We start from the raw sequence: 21,289 nt of genomic DNA on the forward strand, positions 1-21,289 counted from the left end.
AAATGAAAAATGACTTAATTTATAGTCTGTCTTACCAAATACATAAATTTTAGCTTCTGGGTACAACTTACGTAGCAAAATAGCAGTAATATAACCTAAGTTACCATCACCCCAAATACCAAAGCTGTTTTTCAAAGGTATAGATTTAAGTTCAAATCGTTGTATAGCATGATAACTTACTGACACTAACTCTGTGTATGAAATCGTACTCAAATCAATGTCATTAGGCAGCGGAACGATACGATCATGTGCCATCACAACGTAGTCTTGCATAAAACCATCATAACCACTAGATCTAAAATAACTAGAGGCTAAGTAATTCTCCGCGATAATATGATGTTGCTCTGTAGGTGTATTCGGCACCATTACTACTTTCGTACCTTTTTCAAATACTCCTTTACTATCGAATACAACTTCACCAACAGCTTCATGAACTAATGACATTGGCAATTTTTTGCGCAGTACATTTTCATCTCTTCGACCTGTGTAATACCTTTGATCAGCTGCACAAATAGACAAGTATAAAGGTCTTACGATGACATGATTACCATAAATATCAACATTATTATATGTGACGTCGAACTGTCTCGGTGCAACGAGTTGATATACTTGATTAATCATCGGCAATATCACCTTGAATAATGGCATTTGCTACTTTTAAATCATACGGTGTTGTCACTTTAATGTTGTATAGTTCTCCACGTACCAATTTAACTGCATGTCCAGATTCGACAATTATTTTACATGCATCTGATAAGATTTCTTTTTGTTCACTACTTAAGGCGCGATAACTATCTTGTAATAATTTAATATTAAATGATTGTGGTGTTTGGCCTTGATACATTTCATTCCTTACAGGGATACTGTGTATGTTCTGTTTATCTTTAGACATTACAATCGTATCAATTGCTTCAATGACTGTATCTACTGCACCATATTTTGCTGCTACTTCAATGTTCTCTTTAATAATACGTTGAGTTAAAAATGGTCTTACGGCATCATGAGTTACAATCACATCATCATTATTAATTCCATTTACATTGCGAATATGGTCGATAATGTTCATAATTGTTTCGTTTCGATCCGTACCACCTGCAACTACTTTGACACGTTGATCTGTAATGTTATATTTTTTTAAAATATCCTGTGTATGGGAAATCCACTGTGCTGGCGTTGCGATAATAATCTCATTAAATTCACTCACTAAAATGAACTTTTCAATTGTATGGATTAAAATCGGTTTATTATCAATATCTAAAAATTGTTTTGGTAATGGCACGTTCCCCATTCTCGAACCAATACCTCCTGCTAAAATACCTGCATAAATCATGTTGTCCTCCATTCTGTCATTACATCATTTCCATTTATACATTACTGACCTATGCCCGCACATAAGCCTAACCTATTGCTCACTTGCCTCTTTTATTAATCCAAAGATAGTTGTCACAATAGTGTGATAATTTTTTATAAAAATGTATTTTTGTAACTGACCATTCTAAGTTGTTTTGCCATGCAGTTAATCATTAACTCTGACGATATTAAATTGTTAAAGGTATTAATGTTTACTCTTTTTCAAATTCATTATTACTGCCATCATTTTACCATATATTATAATAAATTTATCTTATTAAGTGGCTGTACTTGATTTTCACTTTAAAAATTATCAAATATTGCCATCTCATTTTAAGTATACAAAATGCAAAACAACCGATTCACAAGCATATTTCACACAAGTAAACCGGCTATTTATCAACGTATATTCGAAGATGAATTATTTCGATAGTATCTGTAGACCAGACGGCATTCGCACTTTCATAGCTATAACTATACCAGCGTTTTCGTCCTCAAAGGTGCATACTAATAAATCGTAAACATGACTTTATCAAATCGTTCTTTCTTGTTAACTAATTTATCAAATGTCTCCGGGCCTTTTTCTAACGGTAAAAAATGAGAAATAATAGGCTTTACATTAATATCTTTCGTCTTCATATAATGTAAGGTTGCCGTCCACTCTTTGCCCGGAAAATTACTGGACAAACAGTTCCAAGAGCCACATACTGTCAACTCGTTACGCAGAATTTTTTCAAAATGAACGCGATCAATCTCAATATCATCATATGGTATTCCGAGTAATACCACCTCGCCACCTTTTTTAGGTAGCGTCAATATTTGACCAATCGTAACTTTAGCACCTGATGATTCTATAGCTAAATCGATTTGATTGGCGTAATGATTTTCGATGAATTTCTCAAGATTTTCTTCTTTTGAATTGATTGTTTGATGTGCGCCCAATGATGTTGCAATATCTAGTTTATGCGCATCTATATCTATAGCGATGATATGTGCAGCACCAAATATTCGTGCCCATTGAATAGCTAACAAACCTATACTGCCACACCCCATTACTGCAACATTCATACCAGGTTGTATATTCGATTTATAAAACCCATGCGCAACAACGGCTGATGGCTCAACCATTGCTGCTTCAATGTAATCAACATTGTCTGGAACCTTTAAAACATTTTGCGCTGGCAATTTGACATATTCCGCGAACGATCCAGGTTCATATGAGCCAATGACGAATAACTTTTCACATCGTGCATATTCACCTTTCAAACAATACTCGCATTGATAACAAGGTATTGCTGGGCAACCTGTCACTTTGTCGCCCACATTAACATGCGTAACATCACTTCCAATGGCATCTACTACACCTGAAAATTCATGACCAAATGGCATACCTTTAATGTATGGCCCCATTTTTTTGTATCGTGACGTGTCTGAACCACATATGCCAGTCGCTCGTACTTTAACAATAACGTCATTCGCACTTTCAATGACTGGCTTTTCATTATCCTCATACCGTAAATCTTCTACGCCATATAATTTCAATGCTTTCACTTGTAAATCACCTCAAATTTGATTTAATTCACAACTTTTTTCTTTTTAAAAATACCTGTCGCAAAATAACCTGCAATGACGATGGAATTACTTACGAGTAAATGTTCCATATAAAAATCAGTGATTTGTCTTAATGGCCCAAGCATAAAAGTTAGCATTGATTCTACCATATTAATTCTCTCCTTCATTTTCATCTAAATCGAGCGGCTTAAGTAATGCTTTAATACCTTCGCCAGATTTTAAATGTTGATACGCCTCGTCCCATTTCGAAATATCATATATTTTTGTCACCAAAGCTTCAGCATTTACTAAACCATCCGCCATAAGTTGCAATGAAGGTTCCCAATCTGCTGGCTTTTGACTTCTACTACCAACAACTGTTATTTCTTTTTGAATCACTTTTTCCATATCAAATGGAATTTCAGCATCCTTAAAAATACCTATTTGACTGTAGAAACCTTTTTTGCGTATAATATCTAAACCTTGTCGTGCTGCTGGAACTGCACCTGAACATTCAACAACAACATCTGCACCGTAACCGTCTGTAATTCCATTGATATACGTTTTTAAGTCTGTTTGTTGTAAATTGACTACATAATCCATGTGCAATGCTTCTGCTTTATCTAATCTGACTTTGTCATTGTCCAATCCAGTTACCACAACAGTTGCGCCTTTACTTTTTAACACTTGTGCTACAAGTAATCCGATTGGCCCAGGTCCCATTACAACTGCTACATCGCCTGAATTGACTTGAATCTTAGAAACGCCATGATGTGCACATGCTAATGGTTCTGTCATAGCTGCAGACTGATACGATACTTCATCTGGAATATGATGCAAACTTTCTTCACGTGCAATGACATAATTAGTAAATGCGCCATCAACTTGTGTTCCAATACCTTTTCGATGGTTGCATAAATTATAGTCTTTTGATTTACAGTATTCACACTCATTACAAACATAGAATGTAGTTTCAGAAGTGACACGGTCACCAACTTTAAAATCTTTAACGTCTGCTCCAACTTCAACGATTTCACCAGAAAATTCATGACCTAATGTCACTGGAAAATTAACTTTATAATGCCCTTCATAAGTATGAATGTCTGTGCCACAAATTCCTGCATAATGTACTTTAATCTTTACTTTATCATCTAGCGGTGTTGCAACTTCTTTATCAAGAAGTTCTAAGTTGCCATGTCCTTCTCTTGTTTTTACTAAAGCTTTCACCACAAACACCTCGATTTTTAATTGAATAGACTAAATAGTTTAAAGATAAGATAGTTAACGATATTACCACCTTGATCAATACTTGAAATTTCAGATGAACCTTTTGGCATTTGTACATTCGTACCTTTCGCCATATCTGTGAAAATGGGTGCTACGTCTGTTGCAATATATAATGAAATTGCAATCATAATCGTACCCACAATGACAGAATGAATAATGTTTCCTCTTGCTGCACCAACAATAAACGCGACAACAAATGGTATAGTTGCTAAGTCACCAAAAGGTAGTACTTGGTTTCCTGGTAAAATAACGGCTAATAAAACAGTGATAGGTACTAAAATTAATGCTGTCGAAATAACCGCTGGATGACCTAATGCTACAGCCGCATCCAATCCAATATAAATTTCACGTTCGCCAAAACGTTTATTTAGCCATGTTCTTGCAGACTCTGAAACTGGCATTAAACCTTCCATTAAGATTTTTACCATTCTAGGCATTAATACCATTACTGCAGCCATTGACATTCCTAAATTAATGATGTCTCCAGGTTTGTAACCTGCTAACACACCAATACCTAAACCTAAAATTAAGCCGACAAATATAGACTCTCCAAATGCGCCAAAACGTTTTTGAATTGTTTCAGGATCAGCATCTAACTTATTCAGACCGGGTACTTTTTGTAACAATTTAACTAAGTAAATACCTGGTGCATAAGAAATCGTGCTTCCTGTCGCAATCGATACACCTGGTAAATCAAAGAACTCACTCATCATCGGTGCTGTCCAATCTGCTACTTTCAAACAGATAACTTGGAAAATAACTGCTGCTAATAACGCTTGCCAAATACTGCCTGATACGGCATAAACCATTGCTGCTGTAAACGTATAATGCCAAAAATTCCAAATATCTACATTCATCGTCTTTGTCACTTTAGTTACTAGCAATACAACGTTAACTATGATTCCGAGTGGAATAATAAATGCTGCGACAGATGATGCCCAAGCGATAGATGATGTTGCTGGCCAACCTACATCAATCACATTCAGACTGACGCCTAAATTTTTAACCATCGCTTGTGCTGCTGGCCCTAAATTTTTAACTAATAAATCGATGACTAAGAAAATCCCTACAAAAGCCACACCTATTGTTAAACCAGACCTAAATGCCGCTCCAATTTTCTGCCTAAAGAATAGGCCAAGCAAGAATATGACAACCGGTAAAATAACAGTTGCACCTAAATCTAAAAATCCCCTTACAAAATCAGTGAAGTAACTCATATTTAAACCCTCCCTGTTATATATGCATTGTCACGATACTTTCCGATTGTGATTACATTTGACGTTACAGTCATTTCAACGACAACCCTTGCTACATTCGACTGCAGTCATTTTGAATTACAGTCACTGCGTTTCTATGTCATCAACAATCATTTGTCGTGATAGTCATTTATATGCAATTTGCATATATTAATATGTTATCGACCCACGTTACATATCAATTCCGTTATTTTTGTAACTCTGTTAAGATTTGTTGTTTTGTTTCTTCAATACCAATACCAGTTAAGAAATTACGTGCGTTGATAACTGGGAATTTATATTCTTTCTTTGTCATTGCAGTTGTAACTAATAAATCTGCAGTGTCTTCATAAGGTCCAACTTCTGTAATTTTGATTTGTTTAATATCTACTTTAATATTGTGTTCCTTTGCCATTTCCTCAATTGCATTATTTACTACTGTTGACGTTGCAATACCTGCACCACACGCTACTAATACTTGTTTCATTTTCAATTCCTCCAATTAATTTTTAGTTATATTCCAAATAATCATTGATTAGTGTTGCTAAAATCGTTTCATCTTTCGTTCGCAGAATCTGCTCCAATTTTTCTTCACTTTGAAAAATTTGCATCAACTGTTGTAACAACTTAAGTTGATCATCTACTTTATCCATCGCTAACATAAAAACGATTTTCACTTCTGTCTGTTGATCAAGTGTTCCCATTTCAATAAACGGCACCTCTTTTTCTAGAACAGCCACACCTATCGTTCTATGGTTAATATGTTCGACATCTGTATGCGGTATAGCGACCGAACATAGATGTGTTGGTAAACCAGTAGCAAATTCTTTTTCTCTGTCGATGACTGCATCTTTAAACGTTGACTTCACGAACCCATTTTGAAATAACACATCTGACATTTGTGACAATACGGATTCTTTATCAGTTGCCGACAAATTGAGCATTATATTTTCTTTATGCACTAATTGCTGTCCCATCCATTTTCCCTCGCTTCTTTATTTGAATAATTTTTTAAAATCTCATTTACATCAGAATTTTTGCGACTTTGTATGATGCGCTTAATTGCGTCATTGTCTTGCGCCACATCTCTCAATTGTAGTAACGCTCTTAAGTGTGTCACTTTATCAACAGCAGCAATAGGTACAATAATATGGATTGCTGTGCCATCTGACATGTATATTGGTTCTTGTAATATCAACATACTCATCGCTGTTTTATGTACATGCTTTTCAGAGTATGCATGTGGAATAGCAATATTTTGCATGATAACCATATACGAATCATCAAATACCTGTTGCATCTCATGAATATATTTAATATCAATAAAATGATTAGCAACTAACACATCACTTGCTTTAGCAATAGCTTCATCAATATTTTCAACATGATGCATTCTTTTCACGTGCCTTGCCGGTATCAAGTCAGCTAAATCTAATGTCTTATTTTGTGTGACAATCGATCCATTAATGGTTGAAATTGAATTATAATTGGCAATAAAATCTTCTAAACCATCACGTAGTTCTGTAATGTCATTAACTGTCGTTGTGCGTTCAATTAATGCCATTAACTTGTTTATTTCCTTATCAATGTCAGCCGATTCCTTATTAATGTACTTCATCACTTCTTTACGTAACTTTCGTTGCTCATTTTCAGATAAAGCTACTTTTGTGATAAATAATTTTTTATGTGTTAGGACAAACATTGGTGAAAAGACGATGTCATAATCTAATGTGTAATTTTCAAATGTTCTAAGTGAAATCGCATCTAAGAAAATAATTTCTGGAAATAAGTTTCGCAACTCGTATAACATCATTTGTGATACTGACGTGCCTTGTGTACACACGATAATAGCTTTTATCTTGCCATCGAAGTTTTCATCTTGACGTCTCAAACTACCTCCGAACAACATGGTTAAATATGCTATTTCATTATCAGGCAACGATTTTCCGAAATATTCAGTTAACGATTGACATGATTGTTTCACCATATGAAATAAGGATTGATAATTTCCTTGTAAAGGATTTATTAATTCATCACGATCCGTTAAGTTATATTTAATCCTATAAAAAGCAGGCGTTAAATGTAACAAGAGTTGCTGTGATAATTTCTCCTTATCTTCAATGTTAATAAAAGTGATTTGTTCAAAATGGTGAATCATTTGAGCGATGGCCATCGTTAAATTCGATATGTTATCTGATTCCTGCAAATCAGTCCATTGCACACTTGTTGAAAGTAAGTGTAATGTCAAATATAACTTTTCCGCTTCTGGCAAATCAGGCTCATGTTGCGTCATAATCTCCGTTGCTTGATATTCTTTCGTATCCCTCAAATACTGATAATTAATATTTAATGGATTCATCACATGACCACTTTGAATTCGTCTACGAATCACACAAAGGACATAAGGCAATGAACTAAGTGATTTGTCTATAAAGCGACTCTTCAAAAATTGTTCTACCTGTTTGATCTTGTCTTTTTGATATGCGATATCTTCGAATGTTAAGTTGAGCGCCTTTAAAACTTCACTTTTAGTAATATCATGATTCAACCTTTGATCAATCAACTTAATGAAGAAACGGCGAACTTCAAATTCATCACCAACAATTTCATAACCATGCTTTCGAGAATACTTAAGTGACAAACCATGATCTTCCAATTGCTCTTTCACATGATTTATATCGTGAATGACAGTATTTTTACTGACTTGTAAATCAATTGAAAAATGGTTTAGAGACATTGCATTTTCCTTACTAAAAAGCATGAGCATTAAATAATAACGACGTGTTTCTATGCTAAAAATGACATTGTTGCCGTTTAACATTTGCTGCTCCGATACATCTCGCTTGAATAACGTCATGATTTCAGAACTTACAATAAAATTTCCTTGGCTTGTTCTTTCAAGTTTTGGATAACCCTCTTGTTCAAGCCACAAATTGATTTTTTGAATGCGATATCCTAGTTGTCTACGAGACAAACCAAATATCGATTCAAGTTCTTTACCATGAATAGTAGGATTCAATACAATTTCTCTGAGTATTTGCTGATTATCCCCGTTCATGTTCGATCCTCCTTTGAGCATCTGAGCTCAATTTATCATCAATCGTCACACCGATGTACACACTTTGAACACATATTTCCAAAATGAGCATGTACATCATTGTGATGTTTTAACAACATTTCAATTATATCTATATTTTTTGTGATTTTAATCTTTTAAAATAAAGCAATTGAAATTTTTACATATATTTTTGTGTTTTATGTTTTTTGAAGAATTTTTAACATACATATCTCAATCATTATCAAATTGTCATGACCAATGTAATCCACTATAAAAACCCTAAGGACGCTTATATCAGGCGCCTTAGGGTTAACTGTATCTATTTAATTAAGTATTATTATTCGTATGTACGTAACTTATGGTCTATCAAGTTCCACACTTCTTCAACATCAACTGCTGTAGCAAAATAAGCATTGGCAGGCTTACCTGTAACATGATTTAAATCGACAGCCATAGTGCCATAAGTTAGTGGACTTTGATGTTCAATGTCGATATTAACGGGTACCATTGTAAACAATTCTGGTTGTAACAAATACAAAATTGTACAAGCATCATGTATTGGACCACCATCCATATTAAAGTGAGTCTTGTATGTCTTCTTAAAGAATTGCAATAATTCTACGACGAACTGTGCAACAGGATTATTGATACTTTCAAAGCGTTCAATCACGTGATTGTCGGCTAAAACTTGATGTGTTACATCTAAACCAAACACATTTATAGTAATCCCACTTTCAAAAACACGCTTCGCTGCTTCAGCATCTACCCAAATATTGAATTCTGCTGTAGGCGTCCAATTTCCAAATGTACCACCACCCATCAAAGTAATAGATTCAATATGCTCAGCGATTCTTGGCTCACGAATCAATGCCGTTGCTACATTCGTAAGAGGACCTGTCGCTACAATTGTTACAGGTGTATCACTCGTCATCACTTTGTTTATAATCACATCTGATGCTGGCATTGCAACTGCTTGACGTGATGGTGTCGACGGTAGTTTCGGACCATCTAATCCAGATTCCCCATGTATTTCAGAAGCAAAGGCAGCTGGTTTAATTAACGGCCTATCCGCACCTTTCGCTACTGCTATATCTTGGCGTCCCATAATATCCAATACGTTCAAGGCGTTTGTCGTATTCTTGTCAACTGATTGATTACCTGCGACTGTTGTTACAGCTAATATCTCTAGTGGACTGTCAATTGCCCCCGCTAAAATTAATGCTATTGCATCATCGTGTCCTGGATCACAATCCATAATAATCTTTCTTTTCATTTATATATCCACCTTTCTTAAGTTGTTATCGATAGCTTATGTATATTTATTTATGTGGTGAATCATGTTTATTTTGAAAAATAGTTTTAACTTTCTCATATTTTTGGATACAAACACTATTTATCTATTTTATGGCTTATAAATTTATCCGATATGCCTTATCAACCTACCTCGCTAAAAATAGGATGTCTACATATCTATACCGACTTTTGTCAACTCATTTTCACAACAATATAAACAGCAATTTATATGATTGTTACATGATTCAAACAATTTTTATGAAAAATATTTTCATACACAGAATATATATTGATATTAAATTTCTCAAAAGCTATATTGAGAATAATTAGGAGGGATGTTGATGAAATCTTTATTTGAAAAAGCACAGCAGTTCGGCAAGTCCTTTATGTTACCTATCGCAATCTTACCAGCTGCAGGTCTATTGTTGGGTATCGGTGGTGCATTAAGTAATCCAAACACCGTTAAAGCATACCCTATTTTAGATATTACCTTATTACAAAATATTTTTACATTAATGTCAGCTGCAGGTAGTATTGTTTTCCAAAATTTACCGGTCATCTTTGCAATTGGTGTCGCAATCGGATTATCTAGAAGCGATAAAGGTACTGCAGGTTTAGCTGCGCTGCTCGGTTTCTTAATTATGAACGCAACTATGAATGGCTTATTAACTATCACGGGCACATTGGCAAAAGATCAGCTTGCACAAAATGGACAAGGCATGGTGCTCGGTATACAAACGGTTGAAACCGGTGTTTTTGGCGGGATTATCACAGGTATTATGACCGCAATACTTCACAACAAATATCACAAAGTGGTATTACCACCGTATTTAGGTTTCTTTGGTGGCTCTAGATTTGTCCCTATTGTCACAGCATTTGCCGCAATCTTTTTAGGTGTATTGATGTTTTTCATTTGGCCAAGCATACAAGCCGGCATTTATCATGTTGGTGGATTTGTAACGAAAACAGGTGCCATCGGTACTTTTGTTTATGGCTTCATCTTAAGATTGTTAGGTCCACTCGGTTTACACCATATTTTTTACTTACCGTTTTGGCAGACGGCACTTGGTGGTACTTTAGAAGTCAAAGGGCACTTAGTTCAAGGTACGCAGAACATCTTCTTTGCTCAACTTGGTGATCCAGATGTGACGAAGTATTATTCAGGTGTGTCACGCTTTATGTCAGGCCGTTTTATTACGATGATGTTCGGCTTATGTGGTGCCGCACTTGCAATTTATCACACAGCTAAACCTGAACATAAAAAAGTTGTCGGCGGTTTAATGTTATCCGCTGCACTCACTTCATTTTTAACAGGTATTACCGAACCTTTAGAGTTTAGTTTCTTGTTTGTCGCACCTATTCTTTATGTAATCCATGCCTTCTTTGATGGATTAGCATTTATGATGGCAGACATTTTCAACATTACAATTGGTCAAACCTTCAGTGGAGGCTTTATCGATTTCTTACTCTTTGGTGTGCTACAAGGTAATAGTAAAACAAACTACCTATACGTCATACCTATTGGAATTGTGTGGTTCTGTTTGTATTACATCGTTTTCAGATTCTTAATTACGAAATTTAATTTCAAAACACCTGGTCGAGAAGATAAAGCTGCAGCACAACAAGTTGAGGCTACTGAAAGAGCACAAACTATTGTTGCTGGTTTGGGAGGCAAAGATAACATTGAAATCGTTGACTGTTGTGCAACGAGACTACGCGTCACACTTAATCAAAATGACAAAGTCGATAAAGTATTACTCGAAAGTACTGGTGCCAAAGGTGTAATCCAGCAAGGCACTGGTGTGCAAGTAATTTATGGGCCTCACGTTACAGTTATCAAAAATGAAATTGAAGAATTGCTCGGGGATTAAGACTAACCGAAATATCAACAGAACTAATGGCAACGATGTACGAAGTAAGAAGTGACATCGTTGCTTTTATTTTTAATGTTACATTTGAAGCATTAAGTTCATCATACACTGTAGTGAGCCCGCAAATCGCCTCTGCTAGACAATCATCTTAATGCTATGATTAAAGCTTAAGTGCCAGATTTGAATTTAATTTCAACAACGACTTTCACTACATTAAAAATAGGGCTACTCGACACATATAGTTGTATCAAATAGCCCTTTATACAATTTTTTGGGTAAGGTTTTACAATTTTTGGAATGGTATAGATTTTATAAAAAGTTATTTAAGTTCTTCTGCTTCAGCCATAATATCTTTTAATGTTTTAGCTGAATGTGCGAACTTGCTTTGTTCTTCGTCGTTTAATGGGATTTCTACGACGTTGCGAATACCGTTTCTATTGATGACTGCTGGAACACCAATATAAACATCTTCTTCATCATATTCGCCTTCTAATAATGCTGATACAGTCAATACGGCATCTTCATTTCTGAAAATCGCTTCAGTAATTCTAGCTAATCCCATTGCAACACCATAATAAGTGGCACCTTTAGCTTGAATAATGTCATATGCTGCATCACGTGTTTGAACAAAAATTTGTTCAATTTGCGCTTTGCCCTCAGGACGTTGTTCAAGTAATGTCTTCAAAGGTTGACCCGCAATATTAGCGTGTGACCATACTGGTAATTCAGTGTCACCATGTTCACCAATAATTTGAGCATCGACGCTACGTGGCGCAACATCGAACGCTTCGCTTAACAATAATCTAAAGCGTGCAGAGTCTAAAATTGTACCAGAACCTATAACACGTTCTTTAGGTAAACCAGAGAATTTCCATGTTGCATACGCTAAAATATCAACAGGATTTGTAGCTACCAAGAAAATACCATCAAATTTTGATGCCATTACTTCACCAACAATTGATTTGAATATTTTCAAGTTTTTAGATACTAAATCTAAACGTGTTTCTCCAGGTTTTTGTGCAGCACCAGCACAGATGACAACTAGATCCGCATCATGACAATCACTGTATTCGCCAGCTTTCACACGAACTGTTGTTGGAGAATATGGTGTGGCATGTTTTAAATCCATAACATCTCCTCGAACTTTTTCAGTGTCTAAATCAATGATGACTAATTCATCAACAATGCTTTGGTTCACTAATGAAAATGCGTAGCTTGAACCTACTGCACCATTACCTATTAATACAACTTTGTTCCCTTTAAATTTGTTCATTACAAAAACTCCCTTATGATTAATTCACTAACATACGTGTAGCTTCAAATATGTTAGTTTAATGCTGCTTATTGACGATACAAAAGCAAATAAACATCTCTTTTATTTTCAACGCATAACTTAAAAGGTCATGTGTCATCCGCTTTTAAGTTTGTGATTTATTTCACATATAAAATGTAACATGCATTAAGTACTGGGTCAATATTAAATTGTGATTTATTTCACATTTTATTTTAATTTTTACACCTTTTTAATTTGTATACGATTACATCTTAGGTGTCTTTAGTCTTCGTACTTCGCCAGTGATTATTTACACTTTCACATTTTTATTATCATGTTTACTTTTTTCTAAGAAAACAACAATGTTTTTTGAATTAGTCAAATAAATGCGCGCAATCGTCGGTGTGCAAACAGACAATTGTACACAATGCTTATTGATAAGTATTTAAAAAATTAAAAATGTCATACAATTATCAAATTTGCCATTTTATTTATATTTTCTCAAACCAATTAATTGAATATCGAAATTTTTAGTAGAATAATCAAAATAGACAGATTAAAGGAGGAGTATCATGCTTACAGAACAAGAGAAAGACATTATCAAACAAACGGTGCCTTTACTTAAAGAGAAAGGGACAGAAATTACGTCAATCTTTTATCCAAAAATGTTTAAAGCGCATCCTGAACTTTTAAACATGTTTAATCAAACGAACCAAAAACGAGGCATGCAATCTTCAGCATTAGCACAAGCTGTAATGGCCGCTGCGGTTAATATCGATAACTTAAGTGTTATTAAACCAGTCATTATGCCAGTCGCATATAAACACTGTGCATTACAAGTTTATGCTGAACATTATCCAATTGTGGGGGAAAATTTATTAAAAGCAATCCAAGACGTGACAGGTTTAGAAGAACATGACCCTGTGATTCAAGCTTGGGCAAAAGCATATGGTGTTATTGCGGATGTGTTCATCCAAATTGAAAAAGAAATTTATGATCAAATGATGTGGATTGGTTTTAAACCATTCAAAATTACCAATATTAAACAAGAATCTGAAGACATTAAATCATTTACAGTTGAAACTGAAGAATATGACTTTAGTGAATTTACACCAGGCCAATACATCACAGTTGATGTTTCTAGTGATAAACTTCCATATAGAGCTAAACGTCACTATTCTATCGTATCAGGTGAAAAAAACCATTTAACTTTTGGCGTTAAACGTGATGTCACAACAGAACATGAAGGCGAAGTTTCAACAATTTTACACGATGAGATTAAAGAAGGCGATATGATTAATTTAGCTGCGCCTGTAGGTGGATTCGTATTAGAGAATACGACTGAACCACAACTTTTCTTAGGTTCAGGTATTGGCGTCACACCTTTAGTAGCAATGTATGAAGCTGCCTCTGCCAAAGGTTTAGATACACAGATGGTTCAAGTTGCTGAAAATGAACAACATTTACCTTTCAAAGACAACTTCAACAGTATCGCAAGCCATTATGACAACGCTAAATTATATACACACTTAAAAGATAAACAAGGCTATATTGGCACTGAAGAATTACAAGCATTTTTAGCAAATAAACCTGAAATTTATATCTGTGGTGGTACAAAATTCTTACAATCTATGATCGAAGCACTTAAATCTTTAAATTACGATATGGATCGCGTACACTACGAAACATTTATTCCAAGACTAAGCGTTGCAGTATAACTGAGAAAAGAGGTTTAGTGCTCATATGAAACTTAATCAACGTTACGTAAAAGTATTTGCATTATATTTCGTAAGTATTGTTACTGCAAATATTATTGTTAAAAATAATAATTTAATTAAAACATTGATACAAACCATAGCCGGGTACACGGTCTTTGCAGTTGGTTTGAAGTATTTAACTAAACGTAAAAATAAATGACATCTATACCAAAACAGCTATGACTTTACTTTGTCATGGCTGTTTTTTAATTGGGAGTAGGACAGAGATGATATTTTCGCAAAATTTATTTGGTCGTCCCACCACAACATGCATTGATGTATGCTCACTGAATTTCATAAGAAAGGAGTTCACAAGATGACCGTAGATATTGGACGGATTTATGACAATAAAGATAATACCGACGCTATTCGTATCCTAGTCGATAGAGTCTGGCCGAGAGGTATTTCGAAAAGAACTGCTAACCTAGATTATTGGTTAAAAGACATTGCCCCTTCTACTGAGTTGCGACAATGGTTCCAACATGATCCTAAACTTTTTGGAGCTTTTAAAGAAAAATATGAAAAAGAATTACGTGATCAGGATGCGCAAAAAGATGCTTTTGAAAAATTAAAGGATATTGTAAATCAGCATAATCATGTTCTATTGTTATATGCAGCAAAAGATACTAAACATAACCAAGCTGTAGTACTACAGCAGTTGCTCAATACTTAGTTATATATGTTTATCGTGAATCACTATAAATGTCGCTAACTTCATTTCTAATATTTATTTTTAAAAAGCATAATTACTACAATTAATTGAACTTTAATAATTACTAAACTTGAACAACATTTTACTTTAACAAAATAAAGTTTTAAAATATTAATTGTTGGGTTTTACATAGTAATTAGAAAGAGAGTGTTAATGAAATGAAGTTTAAAAGACTAGCAACTATATTTTCAGCAGTATTAGTGTTATCAGGATGTGGCTCAATGCATTCATCTGGCAAAGACTTAAATATTTCGTTACCGTTAAAAACAAAGTCTATTGCACCTTATGAAACAGATGTACCAGTTAAGATTGGTGCTGCAGAATCATTATTTAAAACAAATGATCAAGGAAAAATAGAAAAAGCATTAGTGAAATCGTATCATCAACCAAATGATACAACGTTAGATATAGAATTAAAAGATAATATTAAATTTCAAAACGGTCAAAAATTGACTGCAGAAAAAGTGAAATCTAGCCTTGAAAATAGCATGAAAAAAAGCGACTTGGTCAAATATTCATTACCAATATCATCAATTACCGCTAAAGGTCAAAAACTGACAATTAAAACCAACTCCGCTTACCCTGAACTTGTATCTGAATTAGCTAATCCTTTTATGGCAATTTATGATACAGATGCTAAATCAGATGTTAATCAAACTCCTGTTGGTACAGGCCCTTACCAAATAAAAGATTATAAGCAATCTCGAAAAATATCATTGTCGAATTTTAAGGACTATTGGCAAGGTAAACCCAAACTTGATCATATTACTGTGACGTACCAAGAAGACGGCAATAATCGCGTCAGAAATTTAGAATCTCAAAAAGATGATTTAATAACTGATGTCCCAGTTAATAAAGTTCAAGACATAGAAAATAATCAAAATTTAAAAGTGTCAAAAGAATCTGGATTTAGAACTTCTTTACTTATGTATAATCATACTAATAAAAAAATGACTAAATCCGTTCGTGAAGCATTAGATCATATCATTGATAGACAAGGTATTGCAGATCATATTTATCAAGGTTATGCGAAACCTGCAACGAGTCCATTTAATGATAAAATTCCATATATTAAAGAACCTAAGTTAACCAAACAAAATATCGAACAAGCAAAAACGTTATTAGCTAAAGATGGTTATACAAAAGAACACCCTTTAAAAATTAAGTTAATTACGTATGACGGTCGTCCAGAGCTATCGAAAATTGCGCAAGTATTACAATCAGATGCTAAAAAAGCAAATATTGAAATCGACATTAAAAGTGTTGATGACATAGAAGGTTACTTAAAAGACCGTTCTGCATGGGATGCAACGATGTATAGTTTCGGAACAATCCCTCGCGGTGATACAGGTTATTTCTTTAATCAAGCATATAAAAAAGATGGTGCTATTAATAAAGGAGACTACAATAATAGCAACGTCGATGATTTAATTAATCAATTGAATCATACTGTAGATGTTAAGGAACGTCACAATATTTCTAATGATATTATTAAATTATCAAGTCGAGATGTACCAAACAGTTATATTGCTTACAACGATCAAATAGTCGCTGCTAACTCTAAGGTTAAAAATTATAAAGTAACACCTGAAGGTATCTATTTAATCGATTATCGAACAACGATTGAACGATAAGGGAGTGTGGGACATTGATTTATGTCTCAGCCCTGCTTCAACTATAAAAACCACGCCGAAGTCATCCAATATGATTATGGCGTGGTTTAATTTGCTTATATGATTGTATTAATTTCTGTTTGATGAATTTCAATAAAATGATTATTACATACTTTCAATGAATCATGTTCATTTTATATAAATCTAATTGTCACTATTTGTTTAACGTGAAACACTTTTTTAACTCCGAAAAGTATTCCTATTCCACTCTTTTAAAGACAAATTATAAAAATAGCTTATGTCACAAACATATGAGCAACATAAGCTTTAATTATTATTCGTCTACTTTTTTCTGTTGTTCTTTAAATTCTTTCTGCAGTAAATTCACTTGTTTTAAACCTGCCCCCATTAAAATGAATACAAGTATCCACACAATAACGATTAAAATAAATATTTTCAACGTATCACTGCCAAGTACAGTTAAAGATGTATCCCAAATGCCATGTAAACCAACGGCTGATAAAAAGAATATTAAAAAGCGTTTATCAAAAATATCTTTGAATTCAAAGCCATGCTGTTCTTTCGCAATAACTATTGCAGCACCAACAATCGCTGACCAAACTAAATGACCACCAATCGCAGTCCACGCACGTGTGAAGACAATATCTAATAATGGGACATTTTCCCCTAAAGCGAAATTCAAAATATAACCTGCTGATTCAAAAACTGCGAACCCTGCACCAATAGCAGCACCGATTAATAATCCATTCAAAATCTTATTTGTTTTCAATTTATTGACGAAATAAACAATAATGAGTGCTTTTCCAGTTTCTTCAACTAATCCTACTAAAAATGCATCGAAAAATGTTAAAGAACCAAACCTTTCGAATTGATCACTAAAAACGACAAATCTATATAATACCATCGTACTTAGTAATGAAAATACGCCGCCAATAAAGAACATGATAATAACTTCAAAAATGCTAATATTTTTAAACGCATTTGATTCATAAAAGAAGAACAAACCCGATAATGGTACTGTTAAAGCCCCTATAAAAATGAGACCCGGAATCGCGTTAGTGTTATTAAAAATCGCTGCCATGACCCATAATCCAATAAATGTTACTGTGAAAGCGATGAATACTCGAGAAAAGAGCCATGGCTTCCCCCATTCTTCTGATATGTCACAAATTGCTGGCGTAGTTTTAGCAGTACCCGCTATAAATATTTCATCTGCTTCGTTTTTAGTATGCGGCTTAAATACTTCAGAAAACATATCTTTTAAATTAAGATTTAAGCTTTCATCATTGCCGGCTAGTCTACCGATTGATTTGGTTGCATTATCAAATAAACTTCTTGCTTCGGTTTTTAAATCTGCATTTTGCGCTGTTTCATGCGCTTTGGCTTCCATTTGTTTATTGATAGATTCATTATGTATGTCGGACGTCTTAGTTGATTGTGTACTTGCTGATGACATCCCCTCTTCACCTGTATTAGGTGCAACTGATTGCGTTTGTGTTGTCTCTTCTTTTTCTGTATTTCTTCGATGATTAAGACCTTCCATAGACTTACCTACTTTCACTTTTCATAATAAAACTATTTTAATTTAATATTGATGGATTTTCCATATTTTAATATAAATACTTTGTTCGATTGGGCGCTTTGTATTTCATATTTAAAAATCAAAACCTATTTAACTTTTTATATTCCGAGCAATATTTTTATATAAGTATTTTAATGATATTCAATTCATTACAAACCCTTGATATTACAATTGTTATCAACCATTAAAATGTGTCTATACTGTGTCTATTATCAGAATAAAAAGATATTTCTAATTGATTTTAAACGTCGTTATGTTATATTTCTTGTAAGGGTTTACACAAAGTGTAAAAACGCTATATTTTATCAAATGTGATGGAGGTGACTTGCTTGAAACAAATCACATGGCACGACTTACAACATATCATTAAAGATGGTGATGTGATTGGTTTACCAGCATTAGCTGTAGCCAACTTACCCGCCGAAGTTCTACGTGCTGTGTTAGCGCAACATGACACATATCATACGCCCAAAGATTTAACGTTTATATTAGCGAATGATATCCATAGTTTAGGTGCCGCACCGGATTTAGATGATTTTATAGAACGTCGCATGATTAAACGTGTCATTATGAGCATTTTAACGGCTTCTTCCAAAACGGCACAAGCAATGAAAAATAATGACATTGAAGCTTATTTTTTACCACAAGGTATCATTGCAACTCATTATCGTCAGAGTAATCAATTATTACCTGGAGTTATTACTAAAATCGGATTAAACACAGCTGTTGATCCTAGATACGGTGGCGGTAAAGTAAATACACGAACAACTGATGATTTAGTTTCATTAGTAACCATCAACGATGAAACATACTTACATTACACATTCCCTAGCGTTGATGTGGCACTACTGAGAGGAACATACGCAGATCAACAAGGTAACATTTATTTAACTCAAGAAGCGTACTTGAGCGAGTGTTATCATGTCGCATTAAACGCGAAAGCCAATCATGGGAAAGTTATTGTACAAGTTAAAGCTTTAGTTGACGACTATCAACTAAAACCGAATGAAGTTGTTATCCCAGGAAATCTTGTCGATTATGTATACGTCACAGAAGATGAAAAGAATCACCGCCAAGTAATTCAGAGTCATTATTTACCAGCCTTGTCTGGAGAAGAACGAATTGATGGAATACCTGAACCCGCATTACCTTTTAATAGTCGCAAATTGATTCTCCGACGTGCTGCTCAGTTTTTAACTTATGGCGATACAATTAGCATCGGTTATGGCATCAATAATGAACTCTCTAATTTATTGCACGAAGAATGTGTTGAACATGATGTGCAACCGATTCTAGATGTTGGCATTTTCGGTGGATTCGTTGGGAGTCGTGAACATTTTGGTATGAATTACAATGCAGATGTGCGCATGCCTCATGATCGAGCATGGGATTTTATTTATAACAATGGTGTATCAGTTGCCTATCTTAGCTTTGCTGAGGTTGATCAATACGGCAATGTCAACGTGTCTTACTTCAATGACCGACTAAATGGATGTGGTGGCTTTATAGACATTACGCAATCTGTAAATAAAATTATCTTTTCAGGTACTTTTGTAGCTGGCAGTCATGTCTCATGTCATAATCAACGATTAAACATTGAAACTGAAGGACAAAACCAGAAATTTGTATCAGATGTGAGCCATATCGACTTTAATGCACAATATTCACAATTACTCGAGCAAGAAGTCTATTTTGTTACTGATCGTGCAGTATTCGAGCTCACCAATCAAGGCTTGAAACTAATTGAAATTGCACCAGGTCTTGATTTGCATAAAGATATTTTGAATCAAATGGCTTTTAAACCAATTATTGCTGATCATTTAAAATTAATTGATACCAGCATTTACAAAGAAAAATGGGGACAACTTAAACAATCAATTCATAAAGTATGAAAGTGAAGCTAAAGGGGGTATACTAATGAATTTCGATTGGATAAAAACGCGTTCAGACTTCGATGATGACAAGCCTGCCGTTATTGATCACGCAAAACAAACATCTTGGACATACCAACAACTCAATGCACGCGCTGATAATATGGCACATTATTTAACATCTCAAGGTGTTAAAAAAGGCGATGTTATCGGTATTTTTGCGCCAAATGATATTGCAATATTAGATTTATTGTTTGCTTGTTTTAAAACAGGTGCGGTTTTTTTACCATTGAATTGGCGGCTTAACCCAAAAGAAATTGCAGCCATTGTGGAAGATGCACAATTAAAACTGCTCTTCTATGCTGAAAAACATTTAAGTTCACTCACCGATATTGACCAAAACTTATTGCATATGGATATTGATGTGGCGCAATATGATGAAATCGTAAATCCAGATTATCACCAACCTTTTCAAGCAACACCTGTTGAACCACAAGATCTTGCAGCATTAATTTATACAAGTGGTACAACCGGATCACCTAAAGGTGTGATGTTCTCATATGAATCATTTGTTCATAACGGTGCAAACTTAGAGCTGACGTACAAGTTCAATTCAAACTATATTACGATTGTATCAACACCAATGTTCCATGTTTTAGGGTTTAACGATACTGTATTACCAGTATTAATGTCAGGTGGCACACTTATTCTTCAACGTTACTTTAACGGCGAAGAATTGAATGACATGATTGCACAATATCACCCTACATTTATTATCATGATTCCGACAATGTATTATAGTACGCTACGTGCTA

General features: G+C 34.4%; 20 protein-coding genes and 1 pseudogene. 7 read left to right on the forward strand and 14 right to left on the reverse strand.

Going from position 1 to position 21,289, the window contains the following annotated elements; translation table 11 throughout:
* From IDG60_RS05655 to IDG60_RS05705, 11 genes and pseudogenes are all read right to left on the reverse strand, one after another.
* Positions 1-621 (reverse strand): alcohol dehydrogenase catalytic domain-containing protein (locus IDG60_RS05655; RefSeq protein ID WP_206160551.1); only part of this gene is annotated, 621 nt, incomplete at its 3' end.
* Entirely contained in the window at positions 614-1,330 is a 717-nt protein-coding gene (locus IDG60_RS05660; RefSeq protein WP_000638475.1) for a 2-C-methyl-D-erythritol 4-phosphate cytidylyltransferase, read from the reverse strand. The genes IDG60_RS05660 and IDG60_RS05655, both read right to left, overlap by 8 nt.
* A gap of 527 nt (positions 1,331-1,857) precedes the next feature.
* A complete protein-coding gene (locus tag IDG60_RS05665) occupies positions 1,858-2,901 on the reverse strand; it encodes an alcohol dehydrogenase catalytic domain-containing protein (protein ID WP_103182696.1) in 1,044 nt (347 codons plus the stop codon).
* A 23-nt stretch (positions 2,902-2,924) separates the two neighbouring features.
* Positions 2,925-3,071, reverse strand: a complete 147-nt coding sequence (locus tag IDG60_RS05670; protein WP_000230358.1) for a hypothetical protein — start codon at positions 3,069-3,071, stop codon at positions 2,925-2,927.
* Between the two features lies 1 nt (position 3,072).
* Positions 3,073-4,128, reverse strand: a complete 1,056-nt coding sequence (locus IDG60_RS05675; protein WP_000646201.1) for a zinc-binding dehydrogenase — start codon at positions 4,126-4,128, stop codon at positions 3,073-3,075.
* Between the two features lie 17 nt (positions 4,129-4,145).
* Positions 4,146-5,405 (reverse strand): PTS galactitol transporter subunit IIC, encoded by a 1,260-nt coding sequence (locus IDG60_RS05680; protein WP_000120109.1) that lies wholly within the window; start codon positions 5,403-5,405, stop codon positions 4,146-4,148.
* A gap of 226 nt (positions 5,406-5,631) precedes the next feature.
* Complete coding sequence (locus IDG60_RS05685) at positions 5,632-5,910, reverse strand: PTS sugar transporter subunit IIB (RefSeq protein ID WP_000815795.1); 279 nt, start codon at positions 5,908-5,910, stop codon at positions 5,632-5,634.
* Positions 5,911-5,932: 22 nt separating this feature from the next.
* On the reverse strand, positions 5,933-6,400 hold the full coding sequence (locus IDG60_RS05690) for a PTS sugar transporter subunit IIA (protein WP_000531476.1): 468 nt from the start codon (positions 6,398-6,400) through the stop codon (positions 5,933-5,935).
* A complete protein-coding gene (locus IDG60_RS05695) occupies positions 6,385-8,481 on the reverse strand; it encodes a BglG family transcription antiterminator (RefSeq protein ID WP_001012737.1) in 2,097 nt (698 codons plus the stop codon). The genes IDG60_RS05690 and IDG60_RS05695 overlap by 16 nt, the downstream gene beginning before the upstream one ends.
* Before the next feature lie 130 nt (positions 8,482-8,611).
* Positions 8,612-8,709, reverse strand: a pseudogene (locus IDG60_RS05700) (hypothetical protein).
* A gap of 109 nt (positions 8,710-8,818) precedes the next feature.
* Positions 8,819-9,754, reverse strand: a complete 936-nt coding sequence (locus IDG60_RS05705) for a nucleoside hydrolase (RefSeq protein ID WP_000823221.1) — start codon at positions 9,752-9,754, stop codon at positions 8,819-8,821.
* A 361-nt stretch (positions 9,755-10,115) separates the two neighbouring features.
* Between IDG60_RS05705 and ptsG the strand changes: the two genes are divergently transcribed.
* Entirely contained in the window at positions 10,116-11,645 is a 1,530-nt protein-coding gene (gene ptsG / locus IDG60_RS05710) for a glucose-specific PTS transporter subunit IIBC (protein WP_000838205.1), read from the forward strand.
* Between the two features lie 319 nt (positions 11,646-11,964).
* On the opposite strand, the gene IDG60_RS05715 is transcribed toward ptsG, so the two are convergent.
* Both IDG60_RS05715 and IDG60_RS05720 read right to left on the reverse strand, forming a co-directional pair.
* Entirely contained in the window at positions 11,965-12,918 is a 954-nt protein-coding gene (locus IDG60_RS05715) for an L-lactate dehydrogenase (protein WP_001031880.1), read from the reverse strand.
* A 310-nt stretch (positions 12,919-13,228) separates the two neighbouring features.
* Entirely contained in the window at positions 13,229-13,336 is a 108-nt protein-coding gene (locus tag IDG60_RS05720) for a hypothetical protein (protein WP_001791329.1), read from the reverse strand.
* A gap of 154 nt (positions 13,337-13,490) precedes the next feature.
* Between IDG60_RS05720 and IDG60_RS05725 the strand changes: the two genes are divergently transcribed.
* The 4 genes from IDG60_RS05725 (at position 13,491) to nikA (ending at position 17,021) form a co-directional block, all read left to right on the forward strand.
* Positions 13,491-14,636, forward strand: coding sequence for a globin domain-containing protein (locus IDG60_RS05725; RefSeq protein WP_000954799.1), 1,146 nt, complete (start codon positions 13,491-13,493; stop codon positions 14,634-14,636).
* 25 nt (positions 14,637-14,661) lie between these two features.
* Positions 14,662-14,835: a hypothetical protein gene (locus tag IDG60_RS05730; protein WP_000773989.1), complete on the forward strand. Its 174-nt coding sequence runs from the start codon at positions 14,662-14,664 to the stop codon at positions 14,833-14,835.
* Positions 14,836-14,991: 156 nt separating this feature from the next.
* On the forward strand, positions 14,992-15,348 hold the full coding sequence (locus tag IDG60_RS05735; RefSeq protein ID WP_000215216.1) for a DUF488 domain-containing protein: 357 nt from the start codon (positions 14,992-14,994) through the stop codon (positions 15,346-15,348).
* 197 nt (positions 15,349-15,545) lie between these two features.
* Positions 15,546-17,021 (forward strand): nickel ABC transporter substrate-binding protein, encoded by a 1,476-nt coding sequence (gene nikA, locus IDG60_RS05740; protein ID WP_000669655.1) that lies wholly within the window; start codon positions 15,546-15,548, stop codon positions 17,019-17,021.
* Between the two features lie 313 nt (positions 17,022-17,334).
* Here nikA and IDG60_RS05745 read toward each other — a convergent pair whose 3' ends face one another.
* Positions 17,335-18,477, reverse strand: coding sequence for a PrsW family intramembrane metalloprotease (locus IDG60_RS05745; RefSeq protein WP_010922818.1), 1,143 nt, complete (start codon positions 18,475-18,477; stop codon positions 17,335-17,337).
* Positions 18,478-18,932: 455 nt separating this feature from the next.
* Between IDG60_RS05745 and fadX the strand changes: the two genes are divergently transcribed.
* Entirely contained in the window at positions 18,933-20,495 is a 1,563-nt protein-coding gene (gene fadX / locus IDG60_RS05750; protein WP_000810033.1) for a fatty acid degradation protein FadX, read from the forward strand.
* A 25-nt stretch (positions 20,496-20,520) separates the two neighbouring features.
* The coding region (locus IDG60_RS05755; RefSeq protein WP_142299676.1) for a class I adenylate-forming enzyme family protein at positions 20,521-21,289 on the forward strand (769 nt) is incomplete at its 3' end.

The sequence above is a fragment of the Staphylococcus sp. EG-SA-2 genome (assembly GCF_017152085.1).